The sequence below is a fragment of the Youngimonas ophiurae (nom. illeg.) genome, assembly GCF_049803795.1.
In the GTDB taxonomy this organism is placed as follows: Bacteria; Pseudomonadota; Alphaproteobacteria; order Rhodobacterales; family Rhodobacteraceae; genus Thalassobius.
In genome coordinates this window covers 156,896-180,738 of sequence record NZ_JBNAGJ010000005.1, presented here as the reverse complement: position 1 = coordinate 180,738, position 23,843 = coordinate 156,896, and the positions used below count along the sequence as shown (strand labels likewise).

General features: G+C 61.2%; 25 protein-coding genes and 1 tRNA gene. 8 read left to right on the top strand and 18 right to left on the bottom strand.

Annotated elements, in window-relative coordinates; genetic code table 11:
* Positions 1–21 precede the first annotated feature (21 nt).
* From ACP15O_RS12665 to ACP15O_RS12645, 5 genes are all read left to right on the top strand, one after another.
* Positions 22–804, top strand: a complete 783-nt coding sequence (locus ACP15O_RS12665; protein ID WP_425096627.1) for an ABC transporter ATP-binding protein — start codon at positions 22–24, stop codon at positions 802–804.
* A 103-nt stretch (positions 805–907) separates the two neighbouring features.
* Positions 908–1,735, top strand: coding sequence for an ABC transporter ATP-binding protein (locus ACP15O_RS12660; protein WP_425096467.1), 828 nt, complete (start codon positions 908–910; stop codon positions 1,733–1,735).
* A 4-nt stretch (positions 1,736–1,739) separates the two neighbouring features.
* The gene (locus tag ACP15O_RS12655) at positions 1,740–2,075 is read left to right on the top strand and encodes a hypothetical protein (RefSeq protein WP_425096466.1); all 336 of its coding nucleotides are present in this window, start codon (positions 1,740–1,742) and stop codon (positions 2,073–2,075) included.
* Positions 2,075–3,085 (top strand): branched-chain amino acid ABC transporter permease, encoded by a 1,011-nt coding sequence (locus tag ACP15O_RS12650; RefSeq protein ID WP_425096464.1) that lies wholly within the window; start codon positions 2,075–2,077, stop codon positions 3,083–3,085. Before ACP15O_RS12655 ends, ACP15O_RS12650 begins: the two co-directional genes overlap by 1 nt.
* Positions 3,082–4,386: a branched-chain amino acid ABC transporter permease gene (locus tag ACP15O_RS12645; protein ID WP_425096463.1), complete on the top strand. Its 1,305-nt coding sequence runs from the start codon at positions 3,082–3,084 to the stop codon at positions 4,384–4,386. The genes ACP15O_RS12650 and ACP15O_RS12645 overlap by 4 nt, the downstream gene beginning before the upstream one ends.
* Before the next feature lie 149 nt (positions 4,387–4,535).
* Here ACP15O_RS12645 and ACP15O_RS12640 read toward each other — a convergent pair whose 3' ends face one another.
* Positions 4,536–6,083 (bottom strand): helicase HerA-like domain-containing protein, encoded by a 1,548-nt coding sequence (locus tag ACP15O_RS12640; protein WP_425096461.1) that lies wholly within the window; start codon positions 6,081–6,083, stop codon positions 4,536–4,538.
* Between the two features lie 466 nt (positions 6,084–6,549).
* Here ACP15O_RS12640 and ACP15O_RS12635 point away from each other — a divergent pair, with 466 nt between their 5' ends.
* A complete protein-coding gene (locus ACP15O_RS12635; protein WP_425096460.1) occupies positions 6,550–7,125 on the top strand; it encodes an invasion associated locus B family protein in 576 nt (191 codons plus the stop codon).
* 85 nt (positions 7,126–7,210) lie between these two features.
* Here the strand turns inward: ACP15O_RS12635 and ACP15O_RS12630 are convergent, their stop codons facing one another.
* The 5 genes from ACP15O_RS12630 to ACP15O_RS12610 are packed head-to-tail and all read right to left on the bottom strand — an operon-like array spanning position 7,211 to position 11,895.
* A complete protein-coding gene (locus ACP15O_RS12630) occupies positions 7,211–8,419 on the bottom strand; it encodes a beta-ketoacyl-[acyl-carrier-protein] synthase family protein (RefSeq protein ID WP_425096459.1) in 1,209 nt (402 codons plus the stop codon).
* A complete protein-coding gene (locus ACP15O_RS12625) occupies positions 8,416–8,676 on the bottom strand; it encodes an acyl carrier protein (RefSeq protein ID WP_425096458.1) in 261 nt (86 codons plus the stop codon). Before ACP15O_RS12625 ends, ACP15O_RS12630 begins: the two co-directional genes overlap by 4 nt.
* A 32-nt stretch (positions 8,677–8,708) precedes the next feature.
* On the bottom strand, positions 8,709–9,800 hold the full coding sequence (gene lpxD, locus ACP15O_RS12620; protein WP_425096457.1) for a UDP-3-O-(3-hydroxymyristoyl)glucosamine N-acyltransferase: 1,092 nt from the start codon (positions 9,798–9,800) through the stop codon (positions 8,709–8,711).
* Positions 9,801–9,831: 31 nt separating this feature from the next.
* A complete protein-coding gene (locus ACP15O_RS12615; protein WP_425096456.1) occupies positions 9,832–11,445 on the bottom strand; it encodes a L,D-transpeptidase family protein in 1,614 nt (537 codons plus the stop codon).
* 39 nt (positions 11,446–11,484) lie between these two features.
* Positions 11,485–11,895: a hypothetical protein gene (locus tag ACP15O_RS12610; protein ID WP_425096632.1), complete on the bottom strand. Its 411-nt coding sequence runs from the start codon at positions 11,893–11,895 to the stop codon at positions 11,485–11,487.
* Here ACP15O_RS12610 and mepK point away from each other — a divergent pair.
* A complete protein-coding gene (gene mepK / locus ACP15O_RS12605) occupies positions 11,795–12,340 on the top strand; it encodes a peptidoglycan L,D-endopeptidase MepK (protein ID WP_425096626.1) in 546 nt (181 codons plus the stop codon). The two genes, ACP15O_RS12610 and mepK, sit on opposite strands and share 101 nt — an antisense overlap.
* A gap of 199 nt (positions 12,341–12,539) precedes the next feature.
* Here the strand turns inward: mepK and ACP15O_RS12600 are convergent, their stop codons facing one another.
* Together ACP15O_RS12600 and ACP15O_RS12595 are read right to left on the bottom strand one after the other, a co-directional pair.
* Positions 12,540–13,193: a cytochrome b/b6 domain-containing protein gene (locus ACP15O_RS12600; RefSeq protein ID WP_425096455.1), complete on the bottom strand. Its 654-nt coding sequence runs from the start codon at positions 13,191–13,193 to the stop codon at positions 12,540–12,542.
* On the bottom strand, positions 13,186–14,826 hold the full coding sequence (locus ACP15O_RS12595; RefSeq protein ID WP_425096454.1) for a tetrathionate reductase family octaheme c-type cytochrome: 1,641 nt from the start codon (positions 14,824–14,826) through the stop codon (positions 13,186–13,188). Before ACP15O_RS12595 ends, ACP15O_RS12600 begins: the two co-directional genes overlap by 8 nt.
* Before the next feature lie 174 nt (positions 14,827–15,000).
* On the opposite strand from ACP15O_RS12595, the gene ACP15O_RS12590 reads away from it, so the two are divergent.
* Positions 15,001–15,735 carry a glutamine amidotransferase gene (locus tag ACP15O_RS12590; protein WP_425096453.1) on the top strand — a complete coding sequence of 245 codons (735 nt, stop codon included), beginning with the start codon at positions 15,001–15,003 and terminating at the stop codon, positions 15,733–15,735.
* Positions 15,736–15,753: 18 nt separating this feature from the next.
* Here ACP15O_RS12590 and ACP15O_RS12585 read toward each other — a convergent pair.
* The 10 genes from ACP15O_RS12585 to iscR form a co-directional block, all read right to left on the bottom strand.
* A tRNA-Arg gene (locus ACP15O_RS12585) sits at positions 15,754–15,830 on the bottom strand.
* 65 nt (positions 15,831–15,895) lie between these two features.
* A complete protein-coding gene (locus tag ACP15O_RS12580) occupies positions 15,896–17,116 on the bottom strand; it encodes a cysteine desulfurase (RefSeq protein ID WP_425096452.1) in 1,221 nt (406 codons plus the stop codon).
* Between the two features lie 3 nt (positions 17,117–17,119).
* Entirely contained in the window at positions 17,120–17,701 is a 582-nt protein-coding gene (locus ACP15O_RS12575) for a Yip1 family protein (protein ID WP_425096451.1), read from the bottom strand.
* Positions 17,701–18,201 (bottom strand): YIP1 family protein, encoded by a 501-nt coding sequence (locus ACP15O_RS12570; protein ID WP_425096450.1) that lies wholly within the window; start codon positions 18,199–18,201, stop codon positions 17,701–17,703. The genes ACP15O_RS12575 and ACP15O_RS12570 overlap by 1 nt, the downstream gene beginning before the upstream one ends.
* Complete coding sequence (gene sufD / locus ACP15O_RS12565) at positions 18,201–19,490, bottom strand: Fe-S cluster assembly protein SufD (protein WP_425096449.1); 1,290 nt, start codon at positions 19,488–19,490, stop codon at positions 18,201–18,203. Before sufD ends, ACP15O_RS12570 begins: the two co-directional genes overlap by 1 nt.
* Positions 19,490–20,245, bottom strand: a complete 756-nt coding sequence (gene sufC / locus ACP15O_RS12560; RefSeq protein ID WP_425096448.1) for a Fe-S cluster assembly ATPase SufC — start codon at positions 20,243–20,245, stop codon at positions 19,490–19,492. The genes sufD and sufC overlap by 1 nt, the downstream gene beginning before the upstream one ends.
* A 90-nt stretch (positions 20,246–20,335) precedes the next feature.
* Complete coding sequence (locus ACP15O_RS12555) at positions 20,336–20,650, bottom strand: heavy metal-binding domain-containing protein (RefSeq protein WP_425096447.1); 315 nt, start codon at positions 20,648–20,650, stop codon at positions 20,336–20,338.
* Positions 20,651–20,683: 33 nt separating this feature from the next.
* Positions 20,684–22,207, bottom strand: coding sequence for a Fe-S cluster assembly protein SufB (gene sufB / locus ACP15O_RS12550; protein ID WP_425096446.1), 1,524 nt, complete (start codon positions 22,205–22,207; stop codon positions 20,684–20,686).
* A 27-nt stretch (positions 22,208–22,234) separates the two neighbouring features.
* Positions 22,235–23,278, bottom strand: a complete 1,044-nt coding sequence (locus ACP15O_RS12545; protein ID WP_425096445.1) for a cysteine desulfurase family protein — start codon at positions 23,276–23,278, stop codon at positions 22,235–22,237.
* Positions 23,278–23,739, bottom strand: a complete 462-nt coding sequence (gene iscR / locus ACP15O_RS12540; RefSeq protein ID WP_425096444.1) for a Fe-S cluster assembly transcriptional regulator IscR — start codon at positions 23,737–23,739, stop codon at positions 23,278–23,280. Before iscR ends, ACP15O_RS12545 begins: the two co-directional genes overlap by 1 nt.
* Between the last annotated feature and the right edge of the window lie 104 nt (positions 23,740–23,843).

The following is a 23,843-nucleotide window of genomic DNA, read 5'->3' as shown; positions in this document are numbered from 1 at the left end:
GCATCAGGACGGGGGATGCCTATGATTGTCGTCGAAGACCTTCATAAGCACTTTGGCGGATTTCGCGCTGTGGATGGCGCGTCTCTGACCATTGAAAGCGGATCAATCACCGGGCTGATCGGCCCCAATGGCGCGGGCAAGACCACGCTGTTCAACGTGATCGCGGGGGTGCTGCCGCCCACCAGCGGCCGGGTGCTGATGGATGGCGAGGACATTACCGGCCTGCCGCCGCATGACCTGTTCCACAAGGGGTTGCTGCGCACGTTCCAGATTGCGCATGAGTTTGGCTCGATGACCTGCCGGGAAAACCTGATGATGGTGCCGGGCGGGCAGTCAGGCGAAACCCTGTGGAACACCTGGTTCGGCCGCAAACGCATCGCCGATGAGGAACGCGCCCTGCGCGCCAAGGCCGATGAGGTGCTGGAATTCCTGACGATCGAACATATTGCCGATCTGAAGGCAGCCGAGGTGTCCGGCGGGCAGAAAAAACTGCTGGAGCTGGGCCGCACGATGATGGTGGACGCCAAGATCGTGTTCCTGGACGAGGTGGGCGCGGGCGTGAACCGCACGCTGCTGTACACCATCGCCGATGCGATCAAACAGCTGAACGAAGAGCGCGGCTATACCTTTGTCGTGATCGAGCATGACATGGATTTCATCGAGAAAATCTGCAACCCGGTGATCTGCATGGCCGAGGGCAAGGTTCTGGCCGAGGGGAGCCTGGCCGAGATCAAGGCCAATGAGCAGGTGATTGAGGCCTATCTGGGCACAGGGTTGAAGAACAAGGACAAGGTGGGCGTATGAGCTGGCGAGGGGCTTGGATGATTAACGGGCGGTTTGGGCTGGCAGGCGCTGGGGCTCTGCCCCAGACCCCGGAGTATTTTCATCAAAAAGAAGGGCTGGGCGTTTGAGCAAGAACCCTTATCAGGACGATCATGGGAACAAGGATGCCTCGATCACCAATCCGGAAGGGGGGGGCGAGATGCAGCCTGCGCCGGGGACGGGTGCGCGGGTGCATTCGGGTGAGGCTTTCTTGATCGGGGACAGCATGACCGGCGGCTATGGCAAGACCGGGCCCGATATTCTGCATGATTGCACGATTGCGGTGAACAGGGGGCAGATTGCTGTCATCGTGGGGCCTAATGGCGCGGGCAAATCCACGGCGATGAAGGCGACCTTTGGGATGTTGAACCTGCGGCGGGGCTCGGTCCGGCTGGATGGGGAGGATATTACGGGGCTGAGCCCTCAGGATCGGGTGATCAAGGGGATGGGGTTCGTGCCGCAGACCCACAATATTTTTACCTCGATGACGGTCGAGGAAAACCTGGAGATGGGGGCGTTTATCCGCGCCGATGATTTCGCCGATACGATGGCGCAGGTTTATGATCTGTTTCCGATCCTCAAGGACAAGCGGCGCCAGCCGGCCGGCGAATTGTCGGGCGGGCAGCGTCAGCAGGTGGCGGTGGGGCGGGCCTTGATGACCCAGCCCAAGGTGTTGCTGCTGGATGAGCCGACGGCCGGGGTCAGCCCCATTGTGATGGACGAGCTGTTTGACCGCATCATCGAGGTGGCGCGCACCGGGATTTCCATCCTGATGGTGGAACAGAACGCGCGTCAGGCGCTGGAGATCGCGGATCGGGGCTATGTTCTGGTGCAGGGGGCGAATGCGCATACCGGCACGGGCAAGGATTTGCTGGCCGATCCCGAAGTTCGGCAGAGTTTCCTGGGGGGCTGAGGCGATGGGACGTTTGTTTTCTGTTGTTCTGGCGGTGATGCCGGTACTGGCGCAGGCCGGGGTGATCTGCACCGCCGAGGAACAATGCCGGGGCGATGCGCGCAGCATGTGTGCGCCGTCCTCGTTAAGGATCGAGCTGGTGCGCCAGGGCGGGTACACGCGGCTGTGGATTGACCGTCAGGGCCCCTACCCGGCCGAGCCCATGGCCGGGGCTGCGCAGCACTGGCGCGTGGCGGCTTTTGGCGGGCAGCACCAGTTGCAGCTGCACGCGGGCGGGCGGTTCACCTATCTGGGCAACCGCAACAAGACATTCACCGGAACATGTGAGGGACAGGTCTGATGGAGTTTCTGAATGCTCTGATCGTGCTGGCCAATTTCGTGCTGATCCCTGCTGTGGCCTATGGCAGCCAGCTGGCGATTGGCGCGCTGGGGGTGACGCTGATTTACGGTATCCTGCGGTTCTCGAATTTTGCGCATGGGGATACGATGGCCTTTGGCACCATGGTGGTGGTGCTGGTCACCTGGCTGTTCCAAAGCTGGGGGCTGAGCCTGGGGCCGCTGCCCACCGCCCTGCTGGCGTTGCCCTTTGGGATCGCGGCCTGCGCGGCACTGGTACTGTTCACCGACAGGGCGGTTTACCGATTCTACCGCGCGCAAAAGGCCAAGCCGGTCATTCTGGTGATCGTGTCCATGGGGGTGATGTTCATCATGAACGGGGTCGTGCGGTTCATCATCGGGCCGGACGATCAGAAATTCCTGGATGGGGAGCGCTTCATCATTTCGGTGCGCGAATTCAAGAACCTGACCGGCCTGCCCGAGGGGCTGGCCATTCGCACCACCCAAGGGCTGACCGTGATCACCGCCGTCATCGTGGTGGCGGCGCTGTTCTGGTTCCTGAACCGCACGCGCACGGGCAAATCCATGCGCGCCTATTCCGACAACGAGGATCTGGCACTGCTGTCAGGCATCAACCCCGAGCGCGTGGTGATGATCACCTGGCTGATCGTGGCGGCCTTGGCCACCGTGGCCGGGACGCTCTATGGGCTGGATAAGACCTTCAAACCCTTCACCTATTTCCAGCTTCTGCTGCCGATCTTTGCGGCGGCCATCGTGGGGGGGCTGGGCAATCCGCTGGGCGCGATTGCGGGCGGGTTCGTCATCGCCTTCTCTGAGGTGACGATCACCTATGCCTGGAAAAAAGTGCTGGGCTATGCGCTGCCCGAGGGGCTGGCGCCGTCCAGCCTGGCGCAGCTTTTGTCCACGGATTACAAATTTGCCGTCAGCTTTGCCATTCTTCTGGTGGTGCTGCTGTTCAAACCCACCGGCCTGTTCAAGGGGAAATCGGTATGAGCGATACAGCAAAGAAACTGGGCCTGTTCGCCATTGTCGGCGGGCTGATCGTGCTGACCGGCGTGATGCAAAGCTGGAACTCGGCGCTGCTGATCCTGAACATGGGGCTGATCAGCGCGATCATGGCGCTGGGGGTGAACCTGCAATGGGGCTTTGCCGGGCTGTTCAATGTCGGCGTGATGGGCTTTGTCGCCTTGGGCGGGCTGGCCACGGTTCTGGTCAGCACCGATCCCATCCCCCAGGCCTGGACTTCGGGCGGATTGGGCATCATCGGCGGGCTGGTTCTGGGCGCGCTGACGATTGCCGCCGCGACGCTGATCTATCAACGGATGCCCAAAGGACTGCTGCGCACGGCTGTGTTGCTGGCAGTGCTGATCGGCGGATTTTTCCTCTATCGCGGGGTGTTCGATCCGGGCGTTGCCGCGGTCGAGGCGATCAACCCGGCCTCGGCGGGCAATATCGGCGGGCTGGGCCTGCCGGTGCTTCTGGCCTGGCCGGTCGGAGGCCTGCTGGCGGCGGGCGCGGCCTGGGCAATCGGGAAAACCGCCCTGGGGCTGCGCAGCGACTATCTGGCGATTGCGACGCTGGGTATTGCCGAGATCATCATCGCCGTGATGAAAAACGAGGACTGGCTGGCGCGCGGCGTGAAAAACGTGATCGGCCTGCCCCGCCCCGTCCCCTATGAGGTGGACCTGCAAAACAGCGCCTCGTTCGTCGAACGCGCCGCCACGCTGGGGCTGGATCCGACCACGGCCTCAACCCTGTGGGTCAAGACGCTCTATGCCGGGCTGTTTGCGGTGGTGCTGCTGATCATCCTGTGGATGGCTCAGATGGCGCTGCATTCGCCCTGGGGCCGGATGATGCGCGCGATCCGCGACAATGAAACCGCGGCCGAGGCCATGGGCAAGGACGTGACCCGCCGGCATCTGCAAATCTTCGTTCTGGGCTCGGCCGTGTGCGGGATTGCGGGCGCGATGATGACCACACTGGACGGGCAACTGACCCCTGGCACCTATCAGCCGCTGCGCTTTACCTTCCTGATCTGGGTGATGGTCATTGTCGGCGGATCGGGGAACAATCTGGGCTCGGTTCTGGGGGGCTTTCTGATCTGGTTCCTATGGGTGCAGGTCGAGCCCGTCGGCCTGTGGCTGATGCAGCTCATCACCAGCGGCATGGCCGAAGACAGCGGGCTGCGCCAGCATCTGATCGACAGCGCAGCGCATATGCGGCTGCTGACGATGGGCGTGGTCCTGTTGCTGGTGCTGCGGTTCAGTCCGCGGGGGCTGATCCCCGAGAAATAGCGCAGATTTGCGCCCGAGGGACGCCTCCGGCGGGAGTATTTGCAATCAGAAAGAAACAGAGGCGCCGGGACATGCTGGCGCCTCTTCTCATTTCATCTTGCTAAAAATACTCATAATCCGACATCCGATAAAAGGGCCACCGCCAGAGGTTAGCGTCCTTTGAAGAGGCTGCCCAGGATGCCGCGGACGATGCGGCGGCCGGTGGTGCCTTTGAGTTCCTTAATCAGGGCTTTGCCCAGGGCCTCGCCCATGGTGTCGCCACGGGAATTGCTGCGGCTACTGCGCGAGGTGGAGCGGGTGACGCGGGTGCCGGAATAGCGGCGCGCGGCTTTGTATTCGCGCTCGGCGGCGGCCTCTTCTTCCTGGCGTTCGGCCTCTTCGGCGGCGCGGGCGGCGTCCTGGGCGCGTTTTGTCAGGATTTCATAGGCCGAGTGGCGATCGCTGAGCGTTTCGTATTTTCCCGCGATCGGAGAGCTGTCGATCAGGGCTTTGCGTTCGGAGGGATCGATCGGACCCAGTTGCGACGAGGGCGGGCGGATCAGGGTGCGTTCGACAATGCCCGGCACGCCTTTTTTCTGTAAGAAAGAGGTCACGGCCTCGCCGACGCCGACCTCGCGGATGGCCTCTTCGGTGTCGAAGCGCGGGTTGTCGCGGTAGGTTTCGGCGGCCATGCGCAATTCCTTGCGATCCTTGGCGGTGAAGGCACGCAGGGCGTGTTGCACGCGATTGCCCAGCTGCCCGAGGATATCCTCGGGGACATCTGCGGGGTTTTGCGTGATGAAATAGACACCCACGCCCTTTGACCGGATCAGGCGGGCGACCTGTTCCACCTTATCGACCAGCGCCTTGGGGGCGTCCTCGAACAGCAGGTGGGCTTCGTCGAAGAAAAACACCAGCTTGGGTTTGTCGGGATCGCCCACCTCGGGGAGTTGTTCGAAAAGTTCGGACAGCAGCCACAACAGGAAGGTGGCATAAAGCCGGGGCGAGGCCATCAGCTTATCGGCGGCCAGGATGTTGATGCGCCCGCGCCCGTCCGGATCGGTGCGCATGATGTCTGCCAGTTCCAGCGCCGGTTCACCGAACAGCTGGGTGGCGCCCTGGTTTTCCAGCACCATCAGACGGCGCTGAATGGCTCCGATCGAGGCGGTGGAGATATTGCCGTAGCGCAGGCTCAGGTCCTTGCGGTTTTCCCCCAGCCAGACCAGCAGCGCCTGCAAATCCTTCAGATCCAGCAGCGCAAGCCCCTGTTCGTCGGCCAGGCGGAAAGCGATGTTCAGGATGCCTTCCTGGGCTTCGGACAGTTCCAGCAGTCGGCTGAGCAGCAGCGGCCCCATTTCCGCCACGGTGGTGCGGACGGGGTGGCCCTGCTGGCCGAACATATCCCAGAAGGTGACGGGAAAGGCGCCGTAGCTGTAATCGTCAAACCCGATCTTTTCGGCGCGGGCGGCAAAGGCATCGTGCAGTTTGAACGTCTGCGTGCCCGCCTTGGCGATGCCTGACAGATCGCCTTTGACATCGGACATGAACACCGGCACCCCCGCGGCCGAGAACCCCTCGGCCATGATCTGCAAGGTTACGGTCTTGCCGGTGCCCGTGGCCCCCGCAATCAGCCCGTGCCGGTTGGCGTATTTCAGGGTCAATCCCTGCTGTGTGCCATAATTTTCACCACCGCCACCGATAAAGATTGAATCCTGCACTCTGGCCCCCTGAATAACCGTTCTGGATGAAAATACACTCTTAACCCTTTTATGCCACAGTGAAATTCATCCCGGTGGCACATGTCCTCTTGGCTGTTGGGATGACTTCCTCCCTGTCAGACTGGCCGCGCTTTTCTAAGCGCGGTCTTTTTTTGGGCGCGCCCCTTGAAATGCCGGTTGACCATTCCCAGCCTTTGGCCTAGCGTCCCAGCAATGACTAAGTCGGCCAGTCCGACGGGGAGCAAAATAATTGGAAAGGGGATCCATCCGGGTCCCTTTTCCTGATTTTGGCCCCTGCCTCTTACCTGCATATTACATGGCCCTTTCTCGGGTTGAATTCCCCAATGTCCCCAACGGGATGGCAGTTTTTCGCCCGCTGCGGGGGCTGGTCCGGAATTTGTGACCTGACAGGCCCATAGCGGCATGGTAAGCCCTGTCTCAAACGGAACCTGCACATGGGAAACCTATGAAAAATCGTTTTGCCGCCCTGCCCTTTGCTCTGATGCTGTCGATGGCAGCGCCGCTGACTGCACAAGAGGCCGAGAAACCTGCCGACGAAGGCCTGACCATGGGCGAAGAGGTCAAGGCCCCGCCCCAGCCCTATTTCCGCGAGGAATCGGGCGATTGGAAACTGGAGTGTCTGAAAACCGGCACTGCGGTCGAGCCCTGCCAGCTGTTTCAGGAAGCCTATGACGCCGAGGGCAAGCCCCTGGCCAATATCCGCCTGTTCCGTCTGCCCGATGGCGCCCAGGCCGAGGCCGGCGCCGTGATCGCCGTCCCTCTTGAGGTTCTGCTGACCGCGCAAATGACCATCAGCATCGACGGCGCTCAGGCGCGTCGCTACCCCTATTCTGTCTGCGATCCGCTGGGCTGCTATGCCCGGATCGGCCTGACCTCGGACGAGATCGGCGAACTGAAACGCGGTGCCAAGGCGGAAATCAAGGTCGTGCCCTTCGTTGCGCCGGACAAACAGATGACTGTCGCAATTTCGCTTAAGGGCTTCACGGCCGGATATGACAAAATCCAGGCCACGCAGAACTGATGACCGCCCCTGAGTATCCCTGAGCATCAAAGGCCCGCCACATCCGGCGGGCCTTTTCTTTGGGTCGTTTCGTTGTGGGGCTGTGTCAGGCTTTTTTCAGGGCCAGCACCGCGTTCAGCCCGCCAAAGGCAAAGGCGTTGGACAGGGCATACTCCACCCGCGCCTCGCGCGCCTCGTTGGGGACAACATCCAGCGCGCATTCGGGATCGAATTCCTGATAGCTGATGGTTGGCGCGATGATCCCGTCGCGCAGCGCCATGATACAGGCCAGCAGTTCCACCGCGCCAGTGCCGCCGATCAGATGGCCGTGCATCGCCTTGGTGGAGGAAATCATCAGCTTGTTGGCGTGGTGCCCGAACACATCCGCCACAGCCGCGCATTCGGTTTTGTCATTGGCCGCCGTGCCGGTGCCATGCGCGTTGATATAGCCCACCTGATCAGGGTTGATCCGCGCATCGCGCAGCGCGCCGGAAATGGCCCGCGCGGCGCCCTGTTTGCTGGGCATCACAATGTCGGCCGCATCCGAGGACATGGCAAACCCGGCCACCTCGGCCAGGATTTCGGCCCCGCGGGCCTTGGCGTGCTCATAGTCTTCAAAGACGAAAATCGCCGCGCCTTCGCCCTGCACCATGCCGTTGCGATTGGCGCTGAACGGGCGGCAGGCGTCCTTGGACATCACGCGCAGCCCTTCCCAGGCTTTGACCCCGCCAAAGCACAGCATGGATTCAGACCCGCCCGTGATCATCGCCTTGCACAGCCCGCCGTGGACCATCTGGAACGCCTGGCTCATCGCGTGATTGGACGAGGCACAGGCCGTGGACACGGTAAAGGACGGGCCCTTGAGGTTGAACTCCATCGAGACATGGCTGGCCGCAGCGTTGTTCATCAGCTTGGGCACCACGAAAGGGTGCACCCGGTTTTTGCCGTCCTCATAGACCGAGCGGTAATTTTCATCCAGCGTGGTCATCCCGCCGCCGGAATTGCCCAGCACCACGCCCGAGCGCACCGCCAGATCGCCGGAAAATTCCAGCCCCGATTGGGCAATCGCCTGGCGCGCGGCGATCAGCGTAAACTGCGTGAACCGATCATAGAGCGCCAGCTGCTGGCGGTTGAACCGCTCTTCGGGATCAAACCCCTTGACCTGCCCGCCGATCTTGATGGCCAGCCGGTCCACATCGCGGAATTCCAGCGTGTCGATGCCGCAGCGGCCCTCGCGCATGGCTGCGAGCGTTTCAGGAACCGTGTGACCCAGCGCATTGATGGTTCCCGCCCCGGTGATAACGACCCTGTTCATGCGGATTGCTCGGCCACCAGCTGTTCGATGCCCTTGATGATCGACGCGACCGAAGAGATGTCGAAATCGCTCTGCTCGGGTTCGTTGGCGTTGAATGGCACCGAGATGTCAAAGGCCTCTTCGATGGCAAAAATCGATTCCACCAGCCCCAGGCTGTCGATGCCCAGGCTTTCCAGCGTGCTGTCCATGGAAACGTCCGATGGCTGTAGCACGGCCTGTTCGGCGATGATTTCGATCACTTTGTCCTTGATGCTCATGATCCCGGCCCTTCCCTCGTGATGAGGCTTATTTAGTCAGTCCTGGTGGTGCTTGAAACCGATTTTTGTAACAAAGACACGTCACGGAACAATTTAGGCAGTCGGCGCAGCGCTTTGTAGATCTCGATATGCTGGTCCATCTTGACCGCGGGATAGCCCAGCATCACCCGGCCTGCGGGCACATTGGCCAGAACCTTGGTAGCGCCGCCGGTGATCACGTGATCGCCGATAAACAGGTTGTCGCTGACCCCGGTCTGCCCGCCCAGAACCACGTTATTGCCGATCCGTGTGGAGCCGGCCACGCCCACCTGCGCGCAAATCAGGCAGTCATTGCCGATCTCTACATTGTGGCCGATCTGCGCCAGGTTATCGAATTTCACCCCGTTGCCGATGCGCGTGTCGCGCACGGTGCCCCGATCGATACAGGCATTGGCGCCCAGCTCGCAATCGTCGCCGATGGTGACATTGCCCAGGCTGTGAATCCGCGCATAGGACTGCCCCTTGGTTTCGCCCTGATCGCCCAGGGTGTCGCGCACCCGTTCGACCGCCGATTCCTCGGGCGTGACAAAGGAAAACCCATCCGCGCCCACCGTGGCACCGGGCTGAGCGATGAAATTGGCCCCGATGCGGACCCGCGCGCCCAGTTTGACGCCCTCGCGCAGATAGGCCCCCTGCCCCAGCACCACGTCGGCACCGACAAAGCACTGCGGCCCGATCACCGATCCGGCGCCGATTCTCGCGCGCGGGCCGATCACCGTCAAAGGCCCGACACTGACCCGTGCGCCCAGCTGGGCGCTGGGGTCGATCACGGCCGAGGGGTGGATGCCGCCATCATAGCCCTGCCCCTGATCCATCATCGCGCTGAGCCCCGACATGGCAAAGCGCGGGCGCGGCGCAACGATCGCGGCCTTTAGCCCCAGCGCCTGCCAATCGGCCCCGGCCCATAGCATCGCCGCCCGAGCCTGCCCGCTGGCCAGACCTTCGGCATATTTCGGGCTCATCGCCAGGGCCAGATCCGTGGGGCCTGCCATGGCAGGCTCGGCCACGCCATCAATGGGCAGATCAACGGCGCCGAAAGCCTCTGCTCCCAGCGCCGTTGCAATGTCTTTGACTGTATGCGTCATGCCGAGGTCTCCAGATTTCCTGGAGAGAGATTTAGCCCCGAACCGAGCCCAGTTCCACCCCTGCCGCGTCCAGGGCCCGCCAAATCTTGGCGTCACGCCCGTAGACATCGCGGCGGAAGCCCACCTGCCCCTTGGGCGAGGTCACAGCCGTCCGATAGATGATATGTACCGGCACGTTCTGAACCAGATCCACCTTGGTTTCCCGGCCTGTTTTCAGGTGCTTATGGAATTCGCCCTTGGGGTCGCTGCTTTGCTTGGCCAGCAGCGCATAGGCGAAATCAAAGGGCTGTTGCAGACGGATACAGCCATGGCTGTAGGCGCGGGTTTCGCGCGAAAACAGGTTTTTGGCCGGGGTGTCGTGCAGATAGATGTTGTACTTGTTGGGGAACATGAACTTCACCAGCCCCAGCGCATTCGACCGCGAGGGCGGCTGCTTGATGTCAAAGGGGAAGTTGCGCTCGTTATATTGCGAAAAGTCGATATTGGCGCGGCTGACGGACTGTCCGCGCCCGTTGATCAGCTTCAGATGGCCGGCGGCATTGGGGTTCCGCTTCATCATCGGCAGATATTCCTTAACCGCAATGGACCGAGGCACATTCCAGGTGGGGTTGATCACCATATGCTCCATCACATCCGAGAATTCGGGGCTGCGGCGATCATGCGTATTGGCCCCAACAACCGAGCGCGTCTGGAACGTGACCTTGTTATTATCCATGATCTTGGCTGTGTAATCGGTCAGGTTGACCAGCACGTGACGTTTGCCACGCTCCATGTTGGTCCAGCGTTCGCGCTCCATCGCGACGATGACCGATTGCAGGCGCTGTTCGGGGCCGACGTTGATTTCCTGCAATGTCACGCCACCGGCCACGCCATCGGTGTTCAGCCCGTGCGCGGCCTGGAATTTCTGCACGGCCTGGCCCATCGTGCCGTCAAAGGTTTTCGTTGCGCTGCGGCGCAGATACCCCATCGCCACCAGACGATTGCGCAGCGCCACCACGGCAGCCCCGCTATCCCCCGGTTGCAGTTTCTTACCCGGCACCTTGGCCCCCCAGCCCCCATGTGCAATCTGTTTTTCCAGCTGCAACTTGGCCTTCATCAGGCGCGCATATTCGGGGTTCTGCGGCGGCAAGGCACGCATGAACGCAGTGGGCGAGCTTTGAACAAAGGCGCTGAGATACGATTTGCGGTCGCGCAGCGGAACCTTGCGCTTGATGTCACCGTCCACCTTGCCGGGGGTTACGATACCCGTCTGCACATCATGGGCATAGGTGACAAACGCCTTGGACAGGGCCACCTCGGCCTGGCCCAGATCGCGCGGGCTACGGATGGTGCGCAGCATATTTGTCAGCTTGTCCACATCATAGCGCTTGGCCGGCAGACCATGGGCGCTGGCCCCGTCCAGGGCGGCAAACAGCGCCTTGCGGCGTTGCCGGTCCTTCCAGCTTTCGCCGGTCCAGACGGGTTTATACCCGGTTTCACGATAGAATTCCGCGATATCGCGGTCCAGAGCGGCCGCCTCGGCCACCGCTTGCTTGAAGGCCGTCACCTCAGCCCGAGCAGATTCGGGATCCGCGGCAAACGACGCCGCAAACATGGTAATGGCAAAAAGAAACCGGACAAAGCCGGAACGGGTCAGCAGCAGCATGATCTCGTCCCCTTTATAGTATGAACGCGCATTATTAGCCTAAACTGTCACAGGCAAAGTAAATATCTGTCTAATCACATTTCCATCAGAAGGGGAAGCATCCCCCTCAGTGATGTATCCACGCATCGGATCCTTACGCAGTTGCCACAGTTTTGAAACATTCAGCAATTTTTTGCCGATTGCTCTTGATTTCCGAAAATTTGATAAAAAACGCCGTTGGTCACGGGGAAAACTTGTGCAATAAAACCCATGCATCTGGGGATGACACAGGCAGGTGCCGCATAACACTGCGGCCAGGCAAGAAGCGACGGGGCGGCGCTTGACCATGACGAACGATTGCTCAACGAGCATTTCGCGGCGTGCACTACTTGGTGCATTCGCAGCAACAACGCTGACGGCAGCACCCACATTCTCGAAAGCTGCGGGGTTCCTGCGCGGGTCGGGCGACATCCGGCGCATCCGCATGTATTCGGGTCGCACCGGCGAGAAGCTGGACATGATCTACTGGATCGAAGGCGAATACATCAAGGACGCGCTGAAAGAGGTGAATCACTTCATGCGCGACTGGCGGACAAACGGGGCCAAGAACATGGACACCCGCACCATCGACATCATCGCCGCCACCCATAATCTGCTGGACGTGAACGAGCCCTACATGCTGCTTTCGGGCTATCGCAGCCCGGCAACCAACGCCATGCTGCGCTCGAAATCGCGCGCGGTTGCGAAGAACTCGCTGCATATGAAGGGACAGGCTGCGGATCTGCGCCTGGCGTCGCGCTCGGTCAGCCAGATGGCCCGCGCGGCCTCGTCCTGCTCGGCGGGCGGTGTCGGACGCTATAGCCGCTCGAACTTCGTGCATATGGATTGCGGCCCGGTGCGTACCTGGGGACGGTAAGCGGGGCCGCGCAAAACACGGCTCAGATCAGTCTCTGTAAACCCGCCAATCCTGGCGGGTTTTGCGTTTATCAAGATCCAAGCTGGATCGAAGACGCGTTCATCGCCCGCAGTCCCAACCCCCTGCTGAAAATCGAACATCGCGCATAAAAAGAGCCCCGACCGAAGCCGGGGCCAAGTTGACGCACTGGTATTCGGGCTTACTCGGCCGGTTTCAGCCGGTCGGGTTCGTTCTGTTCCAGATAGGCCAGTTGTTCGGGGGTCAGATCGACCTCATCATAGCCGGTGATCATCGGGCGCACATGGCTGCGGAAGCCATGCCCGACCGTCAGCAGATACACATGCACGATGACAAAGGCCGCGATGACATAGGCCGCCAGCAGGTGAATATTCGCCACGATGGTGATTATCTGCGCCCCCTGCCCCCAGAAATTATAGGTCAGATACAGAAGCCCCGAGACCCAGATCGCCGGGAAAACGAACCATTTCAGCCCGAAATATGTGGCCGCCTGCAAAGGGTTGTGCTTGCGCCAGAAGATCTTCTTGTAGGGGTGCTCCTGCCCGGTGAAGACACCGTAGGCATAGAATTTGGCGACCTCGATCATGCCCTCGATCTTGGGCAGGAACTGTTTCCAGGTGCCGGTGGTGAACAGCCAGAAGGTGGCGAAGATCCACAGCGCCAGCAGCGCCAGCGCGGCAATCGTGTGCAGCATCACCGCCGGGCCAAAGGGGATCACCGTATGCAGCCCGTTCAGCCCCATCCCGGTGAACAGCAGCACCATGATCAGCAGAACCTGCATCCAGTGCCACAGGCGTTCGAACCGTGGATAGACTTTGACGAAACGCTTAGTCATGATGCTCTCCTTTCTTGCCGCTGAACAGACGCAGAGCGCCGTGCAGCAGAACCCCGGCCAGCGCGGCCAGAACCAGCAATTTGCCCAGAATTCCGACAAACCCGTTGGGATTGGTGCCCGGCATGAAGACGCCTGCAACATTCTGCATTCGGCCATCCTCGGCGTGGCATTCGGCACAATCGACCGCCTGTTCGGACGGGGCCACCATATGCGTGATCGGCCAGTACATATACGTGTCCACGAAGTCGAACTCGCCCGAATAGGGCTGGCCTGCGGCCTTCATCCCGGCGTCGATCGCCTTGGCCCAGTCGAAATTCGTCCAAAACGCGGTGTCCGTCGTCGGGCCCCAGACATGGGTATAGACCAGATTGTTATGCACCTTGTCATAGGCCTGACGCCCGTCCATCCGTTTGAAGGGCCAGATGCGGCTGTCCGGATCGTTGGGGGTGCCGTTGATCTTGTTCACTTCGACGGTTTTGGTCGGGTCGATCTTGCGGTCGATGGTCGAGTATTCAACCTGCCCGTCAAACCAGGCGTAATAGGGCACGACATTTTCACCATAGTCGAAATCGCCCTTGGTGGACAGATAGGTATGCAGATGCTGACCCGTCGAGGAGACATAGTTATCCTCGTGAATCGGCTGGCCGTTTTCGTCCAGACGCCCGGCGGTGGACCAGTCCCACAGAGTTTTCGTAGGCACTCCGCCGCGTGCAAAGCTGGGAATGTGACAGGTCTGACAGGCCAGCTTATCCGTGTGATCGTTCAGCTTCATCCCCTTGATATTGGCGGGGTGCGGATTGGTGTCATGGCAGCTTTCGCAGCTGGCGACATCGCGGCGCTGGCCGGGTTTGCCCAGACCCACGTTATCGGCGGCCACCGTATTATAGCGCGACCCCGCCCATTCATGCTGCGACGAGACGTGACAGGTAGAACAGACCATGCCCTCGCCGCCGTCCTCTTTGGCGGACATGTGCACATCCACGTCATGGCTGGGATTATACAGCGCCGAGGACAAATCCCCGTGTTTCACGTTATCGCCGCCGCCGCCGTAGAAGTGGCAGTTGCCGCAATTGTCGCGCGTGGGCATCCCGACGCTTTGCGCCGATTTTTTCAGATCGACCGCCCAGGCGGGCTGGCCGGTGATTGTCTTGCCTGCGGCCTCAAGCGGCGGGTGCCCTGCTCCGGTGGCCAGCTTCGTGTAATTGCCCGAAGTATCGTGACAGACCAGGCAATCGACGGCGTTGGCCTCTTGCGGGGGATCTTGGTTCATGTCCTCCCAACCATAGCCCGCATGGCACGAGGTACAGCGCGGCTCGTTTCCCGCAACCGAGCCGCAGAACGAGTTGATCACGTTCCGCTTCCCCAGTTTCTGGCCGGTTTCCGGGTGATCGTAATTCCAGCTGAAATGAATCGAGTGCATATGCACCTGGTCAGAGGCCTCGGTATGGCAGGACAGGCAGGCCTCGGTGACTTCGGGCCCCGAGGTGAACTCTTTTTGCAAAATCTCGAATTTCGAATGGTCGGCCGTGCTGGCCTGCGCCGGCAAATGCGGCTGGGATTGTTGGGCCAGTGCCAGGGCGGGCAGGATCACTCCAAGCCCCGCTGTGGTGGCAAGCAGCCGGAAAATGCGCATGGCTGGGCGTCCTCCTCGCAAGCGGAATCGTATTCTGCAATAAGAATGTGAATCCCCCGCCAAAGTATTGATACAGATCAATTCGGTGCAAAAACTTATTCCAAAGAATGATCTTTTCACGGCGCGCCCGATCTTCTATCCCCCTTGCAGCCTGCGATTGACTGGAATGAGCCGATGAAACCTTTCTTGATCCTGCAACTGCGCCCCGAATCCGAAGCCTCGGACGATGAATATGCTGCATTTCTGGACAAGGGCGGGCTGCGCGCCGATCAGACCCATCGTATCCGGCTGGAGCGCGAAACCCTGCCGGATCTGAACCTGTCGGATTATTCGGGCGTGATTGTTGGCGGCGGGCCCGGCTGCGTCAGCGATGCCCCCGCGACGAAAGACCCGCTGGAGGCCCGGATCGAGGCCGAAATCCTGTCGCTGATGCCGCAGATTACCGAACAGGACGTGCCCTTTATGGGCTGCTGCTATGGGATCGGCATTCTGGGCCATCACCTGGGCGCCACCGTCAGCAAAGAAAACTATGGCGAACCCGTCGGCCCCACCGATTGCACCCGAACGCCCGAGGGCGCGGCCGATCCCCTGTTGCAAGACCTGCCCGCGCAGTTCCAGGCCTTTGTTGGCCACAAAGAGGCCGTGCAACACCTGCCTCAGGGCGCGGTGCATCTGCTGGCCTCGGCCCCCTGCCCGTTCCAGATGATCCGCTACAAACAGAACGTCTATGCCACGCAATTCCACCCCGAGGCCGACAGCGCCGGGTTTGAACTGCGTATCCGCATTTACAAGGACAAGGGCTATTTCCCCCCCGAGGAGGCCGACTCTCTGATCGCCATGTGCCGCGCCGCCGACGTGCACAGCCCCGAGAAAATCCTGCGCAATTTCGTCGCGCGCTACGGGGTCTGACGGTGTCCAAAGGGGAAATGGCGCACCTGAGAGGATTCGAACCTCTGGCCTCTGCCTTCGGAGGGCAGCGCTCTATCCAGCTGAGCTACAGGTGCCTGAGGGCGTACTTACCCAAAGCCCGCGCGGGGTGCAATCGGTAACACCGCGCACGAGCGGAAATTTATCCTAACAGATCATGCGCCAGTTCCAGCGCCTCCACCAGCGCGTCCACCTCGGCGCGGGTGTTGTACATCCCGAACGAGGCCCGGCAGGTGGCGGGTGTGCCCAGGTGCTCCATCAGGGGGCCGGCACAATGGTGCCCGGCGCGCACGGCCACGCCTTTTTTGTCCAGAATGGTCGAGATGTCATGCGCATGGGCCGCGCCCTGCATCGTGAACGAGAAAATCGCCGCCTTGCCCGGCGCGGTGCCTTGCAGGTTCAGCCAGTTGATCCCGCTCAGGCGCTGGCTGGCATAGGCGGCCAGATCGGCCTCATGCGCGGCGATGTTGTCCATGCCCACATCCATCAGATAGTCCAGCGCCACGCCCATGCCGATGGTCTGAACGATGCCGGGGGTGCCGGCCTCGAATTTCATCGGCGGATCGTTATAGATCACCTGATCGCGGCTGACCTCTTTGATCATGTCGCCGCCCCCCAGAAAGGGGCGCATCTCGGCCATGCGCTCTTTGCGAATATAGATCGCCCCCGAGCCCGACGGACCATAGAGCTTATGCCCGGTGATCGCATAGAAATCGCAGCCCAGATCGACCACGTTCACCGGCATATGCACCGCCCCCTGAGAGCCGTCCACCAGCACCGGCACCCCGCGCGCCCGCGCCGCCGCGCAGATGGTTTTTACATCAACAATGGTGCCTAACACATTGGAACATTGAGTAATTGCCACCAATTTTGTCTTGGGCCCGATAGCGTCAATCACCTGCTGCGGATCAATCGAGCCATCCGCCGCGCATTCCACCCATTTCAGCACCACCCCCTGCCGTTCACGCAGAAAATGCCACGGGACGATATTGGCGTGATGCTCGGCGACGGACAGGATGATCTCATCGCCCGCCTGCATCCGGGGCATCGCCCAGCTATAGGCCACCAGGTTGATCCCCTCGGTCGTGCCCGAGTTAAAGACGATCTCATCCTCATCCGGCGCGCCCAGGAACTTGGCGACGATACCGCGCACGGCCTCGTATTTCTCGGTCGCCAGATTGGACAGGTAATGCAGCCCGCGATGCACGTTTGCATATTCCTCGGCATAGCCGCGCGTCACCGCGTCAATCACCACCCCAGGCTTCTGCGCACTGGCCCCATTATCCAGATAAACCAAAGGCTTACCATTCACTTCTCGTGCTAGAATCGGGAAATCCGAGCGGATTTTCTGAACATCATACATGGATCAAACTCCCATAGGGCTGGCCCCGATCAGGAGCATGAAAAGCGACAGGCCAAAGACAAAACCAACCCCCGCCAGCACCATCACCAGAAAGGATTTGCCAAGCGAGTTCCAGCCCTGCGCCACATCCAGAAAATTCACCATGATCCACAGCCCAAAGAGCCCCAGAACCAGCGCAACCATATTCGCCAGACCCGGCAGAATCAGCGTTAGCACCAGCAGTCCCGCCTGCGCGATCGCTCGCATCACTTGCAGCCAGACGATCAAAGACAGCAGCTGGCCCAGGCTGGCCTGCCCGCCAAACATCTGCCCCACCCAGCGCAGCACCACCGCGCCCAGCACGATCACCGAGGTCAGGATCATCAGGTACAGAATCGGCAGGTTCATCCCCGTCTGAACCCCGGTCGAGCTTTCAAACAGGCTCAGCGACAGCGAATACAGGATCGTGTTCACCACCGCGACCAGCGCAACCAGCAGGCCCAGGGATTCCTTGCCCAGCCCCAGGGCCAGCACGCGCTCGGCGGCGCTGCGCGGTGCGGTCACTGTCTCGGTGATCAGCGATTTGAAATCAATTTGCAATGCCATCACTCTGCCCCTGCCAGCGGCCCCCATTCGGCCTGCCGCAATCCGGCCAGCCAGAACCAGACAAAGACCACCAGCCAGATTCCCCCGACCAGTGTCAATGCCGGACCGGCACCGATGAAACCGGCCACCATCCCCTGAAGCAAGATCAGCGGCGACGAGGCCAGCAGCGCCCAGAACAGCGCAATCCGCGCACCATAGGCCGTGCCGCGCCCCCGCAGCGCCCGCGCGATCAGATGCGAGACGAAGGCCAGCACATACATCATCAACGGCGCAATCATCACCCAGGCCAGCAGCGTCGCGCCCAGCAGCATGTTCAGCTCGACCTCGGGGTTCAGATGGGCCTCGCGGGCCAGGCGCGGCCATTGGGCGACGAACACCACCGTGCAGGCGGCCATCAGAATGGCCAGCGCGCGGTCCTCGCGCTGGCCCATCTGCAACAGGCGCGCCACAACGCGCCCCGGCCCCCGATAAGAGGCCACGATATCGCGGGTGACCGGCATCAGTCGCGCCGGCGGGCCAGCCAGGCCTCCAGACGGGAAACGATCTCGTCGCGCAGCTCTTCGCTTTCGATTTCCTCAACCGCTTCGGCCAGGAAGGACAGCACCAGAAGGTCGGTTGCCTCTTTGGTGGGAACCCCGCGCGAGCGCAGATAGAACAGCGCCTCTTCGTCAATCGCCCCCGAGGTCGAGCCGTGCGAACAGGCCACGTCATCGGCGTAGATTTCCAGCTCGGGCTTGGCCAGGAACTGGCTGTCATCGTCCAGCAGCAAGGACTGGCTGATCTGATACCCATCGGTTTTCTGCGCATCCGGCTGCACCAGGATTTTCCCCTGAAACACCCCCGTCGCCCCGTTGCGCAGCACCTTCTTGAACACCTGACGGCTTTCGCAGTTTTGCGCGTCATGAGTGATGAACACCGTGTCATCGTGATGAAAATCGCCATCGCCCATACAGGCCCCGGCAACATGCGCGATGGCATCGTCGCCCGTCAGCTCGATCACGCATTCGTTGCGCGTCAGCACGCCATTGGCCGTCATGGTGAAGCTTTTGAATACGCTCTGCGTGCCCAGACGGGCGAAAATATGGGTCGCGGCGCGGCGCTGATGATCGCGGCCCTGCGCGCGCACGTGATGGAATTGCGCGCGATCGGCCACCTCGACCTCCAGCACCTTGTTGAACCGTGCGGCGGCGGGGCCGTTTTCCAGCAAGGTCAACTGCGCGCCTTCCTCCAGCTTCACCACATGGTGCAGCATCGCGTCCGAGCTTTCAGAGCGGTGGAAATAGACCAGGCTGACAGGTTTCGAGGGCGTGCCGGTGACGCGGATCAGAATGCCATCTTCGGCAAAGGCCGTGTTCAGCGCCGCCAGCGGGCGTTCAACAGGTTTCTGACCGTTGGTTTCCAGCGCGCCATACAGATCCTTGGCCCAGTGGATATCCTTGGCGCCGGCCTCGGCCAGACGTTCGATTTCAATGCCTTCCAGGGCCAGATCGTCACTGGCCTGGGGATCGAACACACCATCGACAAAGACGATTTTCAGCCGCTCGGTTTCGGTGAAAACCGGCAATTCGCCCTGCGTGTCGAACAGCGCCGCGGGCACGGGATCGGCCGCCGTCAGCGTGTCGGGACGGGTGTATTTCCAATATTCATCGCGGCGCGAGGGCAGCCCCATCGCGCGCACCCGCGCCGCAGCGTCCTGCCGCAGCGCATCCAGCCAGCCGCCCTGCGTGGGCAGCGACAGGGACGACAGGCGCGCCTCGGTTGCGTCCAGTTTCGCCTGAGCCAGAGCCATCAGAGCACCTCCGCCAGGATGTCGGCATAGCCGTTTTGCTCGACTTCCAGGGCCAGCTCGGGGCCGCCGGTTTTGACGATGCGGCCCGCGGCCATGATATGCACCACGTCGGGTTTGATGTGGTCCAGCAGGCGCTGATAATGGGTGATCACCAGGAACGAGCGCCCCTCGGAGCGCAGCGCATTCACGCCCTCGGCCACCAGTTTCATCGCGTCCACATCCAGGCCCGAGTCCGTCTCGTCCAGAATGCACATCTTCGGCTCAAGCATGGCCATTTGCAGGATCTCGTTGCGCTTTTTCTCACCGCCCGAGAAGCCGACATTCACCGGGCGTTTGAGCATATCCGCGTCGATTTTCAGGGTCTTGGCCTTGGCCCGCACGACCTTAAGGAAGTCAGCGGCCGACATTTCCTCTTCGCCGCGCGCCTTGCGCTGTGCGTTCACAGCGGTGCGCAGGAAGGTCATGTTGCCCACGCCGGGGATCTCTACCGGATATTGGAAGGCCAGGAACAGACCGGCGGCGGCGCGCTCTTCGGGCTCCATGTCCAGAATGTCTTCGCCTTCCAGGGTGGCCTCGCCGCCGATCACCTCGTAGCCGTCCTTGCCGGACAGAACATAGGACAGCGTTGATTTGCCCGAGCCATTCGGCCCCATGATCGCGTGCACCTTGCCGGGTTCGATCGTCAGATCGACACCTTTGAGGATCTGTTTATCCTCTTCTTCAAGTTTGACCTGCAGGTTCTTGATTTCCAGCATGTTTTTTCCTTTTGATCTCAGCGCGCGACCCAGGGCCACGTCTTTGTTTCGTGCTCTGGCGGGTGATCCGCGCCAGGTGTTGTTTTAGTTTCAGTCCAGCACCACAGCCGTGCCCGAGGCACTGACCATCAGCATCGACTGGCCCACCACCTCGTAATCCAGATCGACGCCGACAACGGCATTGGCCCCCAGAACGGCGGCGCGTTCTTGCAGCTCGCGCAGGGCGGTGTCGCGGGCGTCCTGTAGCTTGGATTCATACGCGCCCGAGCGCCCGCCGATGATGTCGGTAACCGAGGCAAACAGATCGCGCACCACATTGGCGCCCATGATGGCCTCGCCCACGACGATACCCTTATAGGCGGTGATGCTGCGGCCCTCGATGGAAGGGGTGGTTGTGACGATCATTTTCCTACCTTTACAATGTGTTACAGGGCAATCTTAACCCACAGACCCTTCGAGAGAGATCGCCACCAGCTGTTGCGCTTCCATGGCGAATTCCATTGGCAGGGCTTGCAGTACGTCCTTACAGAACCCGTTCACCACCAGCGCGACGGCCTCTTCCTCGTCCATGCCGCGCTGACGGCAGTAGAACAGCTGATCGTCATCCACTTTGGATGTCGTGGCCTCGTGTTCCACGCGGGACGAGTTGTTTTTCACCTCGATATACGGCACCGTGTGGGCCCCGCATTTATCGCCGATCAGCAGGCTGTCACATTGGGTATAGTTGCGCCCGTTCTTGGCCTTGGGGTGCATGGACACAAGGCCGCGATAGGTGTTCTGCGCCTTGCCCGCGCTGATGCCCTTGGACACGATGCGCGACTTGGTGTTCTTGCCCAGGTGCACCATTTTGGTGCCGGTATCGGCCTGCTGCATGTTGTTGGCGATGGCGATCGAGTAGAACTCGCCCTGGCTTTCGTTGCCGCGCAGGATGCAGGACGGGTATTTCCAGGTCACGGCAGATCCGGTTTCCACCTGCGTCCACATCACCTTGGACCGATCCCCGCGGCAATCGGCGCGTTTGGTCACGAAATTATAGATCCCGCCCTTGCCGTTTTCATCGCCGGGATACCAGTTCTGGACCGTGGAATATTTCACCTCGGCGTCTTCCTCGACGATGATCTCCACCACGGCGGCGTGCAGCTGCGCGGTGTCGCGTTGGGGGGCGGTGCAGCCTTCCAGATAGGACACATAGCTGCCCTTATCCGCGATGATCAGCGTGCGTTCGAACTGTCCGGTGTTTTCCGCGTTGATGCGGAAATAGGTGCTCAGCTCCATCGGGCAGCGCACACCGGGGGGCACGTAGACGAACGAGCCATCCGAGAACACGGCCGAATTCAGCGTGGCATAGAAGTTATCCGACTGCGGCACGACGCTGCCCAGGTATTTCTTCACCAGTTCGGGGTGTTCGCGGATCGCCTCGGAGATCGAGCAGAAGATCACACCGGCCTTGGCCAGTTCGGCCTGAAAGGTGGTGCCCACGGACACGGAATCGAACACCGCATCCACGGCCACTTTGCGGCCCTCGGCGGGCATATCTTCAGCGCCTTCGACACCGGCCAGGATCATCTGTTCCTTCAGCGGGATGCCCAGCTTTTCATAGGTCGCCAGCAGCTTGGGGTCCACCTCGTCCAGGGACTTGGGCTTTTCCTCCATGCTTTTGGGGCGGGCATAGTAATACTGATCCTGAAAGTCGATTTCCGGATAGTTGACCATGGCCCATTTGGGCTCTTCCATCTGGGTCCAGCGCTCCAGCGCTTGCAGACGCCAGTCGGTCATCCATTCGGGCTCTTCGTTCTTATCCGAGATCAGCCGAACGATGTCGGCATTCACGCCCTTGGGCGCGTATTCCATTTCAATCTCGGTTTCCCAGCCGTATTTGTACTTGCCGCCCACTTCGCGCACGGCATCAACGGTTTCCTGATCGACACCCTCTTTGACGTCGCTTTGATCCAAAGCAGCCATGGTACACCTCTTGTTCGCGTCTAGGTCTCACGCCGCGCGGGCGTGAAACTTCTGTTGTTTCTTCAGCCACGTTTCAGCGAAACGCAGCACGTCCTTTTCGGTGGTCTCCAGCCCCAAAGAGACACGGATTGCCCCTCTGGCCACCTCTTCGTCATATCCCATCGCCCGCAGCACCGGGCTGGCGCGCAATTTCCCCGAAGAACAGGCCGAGCCCGCCGAAATCGCAAAGCCCGCCAGATCCATCTGCATCACCTGCGTTTCGCCCTTCCAGCCGGGGGTGGCAAAACACGAGGTATTGGGCAGCCGATCGGCCTGTTGCCCGACAAAAATAGTATCTTTTGCCGCGCTCTCAATGACCTCTTCCAGTAAATTGCGCAACCCCTGTACATCTTTCCACCGACCATTTGACAGGTCATTGGCCGCCGCTTCGGCCGCTGCGCCGAAACCGGCGATGCCGGGGATGTTTTCAGTGCCCGCGCGGCGGCCCATTTCCTGACCGCCCCCCCGCAATTGCGCCGCAATATCGGTGCCGCGCTTGACGACCAGCGCGCCGATCCCCTTGGGCCCGCCCAGCTTATGCGCCGAGATCAGCGCCATCTGCGCCCCCGACCAGTTGAAGGCGACGGGCAGTTTGCCAAACGCCTGGGTCATGTCGCTCAGCGCCAGCCCCTCGGGCAGGGATTGGATCACGCCGGTTTCGGAATTGGCCAGTTGCAGGGCGGTATTTTCGGGGTCGGTGACGGTCACCCGTCCCGCAGGATCCACAGGCAGGCTGGCGTCAATCCAGGCCAGAACCGCGTCATGTTCAATCGGAGCGCCCATAAACCCGCGCCCCGCGCAGGCCAGCGCCGCGCCCTCGGTCGCGCCTGAGGTAAAGATCACATCCGCCCCATCCGCCCCAAAGGCCGTGGCCACCTGCGTGCGCGCCTTTTCCACGATGGCCTTGGCGGCGCGTCCCTCAGCATGAACGCTGGAGGGATTGCCCACCGCATCCATCGCCGCGATCATCGCGGCGCGCGCTTCGGGCCGCAGGGGCGCGGTTGCGTTATGGTCCAGATAGACCCGCTGCATCACTCTTCGTCCACGACGGCAAACAGCCCCGGCACTGCGGGGCAAGGCGCCAGGGAATTGTCAATCACATCCGACAGGCGCGCATTATGCAGGAAAACATAGACATGGGCCGACAGGCTTTGCCACAGACGGTTCGTCATCGACTGCGCCCGCGAGCCCGACAGCGCGCCAGACGCCCCTGCTCCTTTGTGCATCGCATCCACGGTTTCATCGACGGCGCTTAGCACCTCGACCACGCGGATTTCGCTGGTGGGGCGCGCCAGACGGTATCCGCCCCCCGGCCCACGCACCGATTCCACCAATCCGGCGCGGCGCAGCTTTACGAAAAGCTGCTCTAGGTAAGGCAATGAAATATCCTGACGTTTTGCAATGTCCCCCAGCGAAACCAGCGTTTCGCCCGGCTGCAAGGCGATGTCAGCCAGGGCAACCATTGCATATCGTCCTTTGGTACTAAGTTTCACGGCGCGATTCCCTCGTGAATTGATTGACGACAGGGCCTGCAAGGCTTATTTCCCATGCAGCCCACTGGCCTGGCTGGCCGGTATTTAGAACCGTTCTAAGGTGC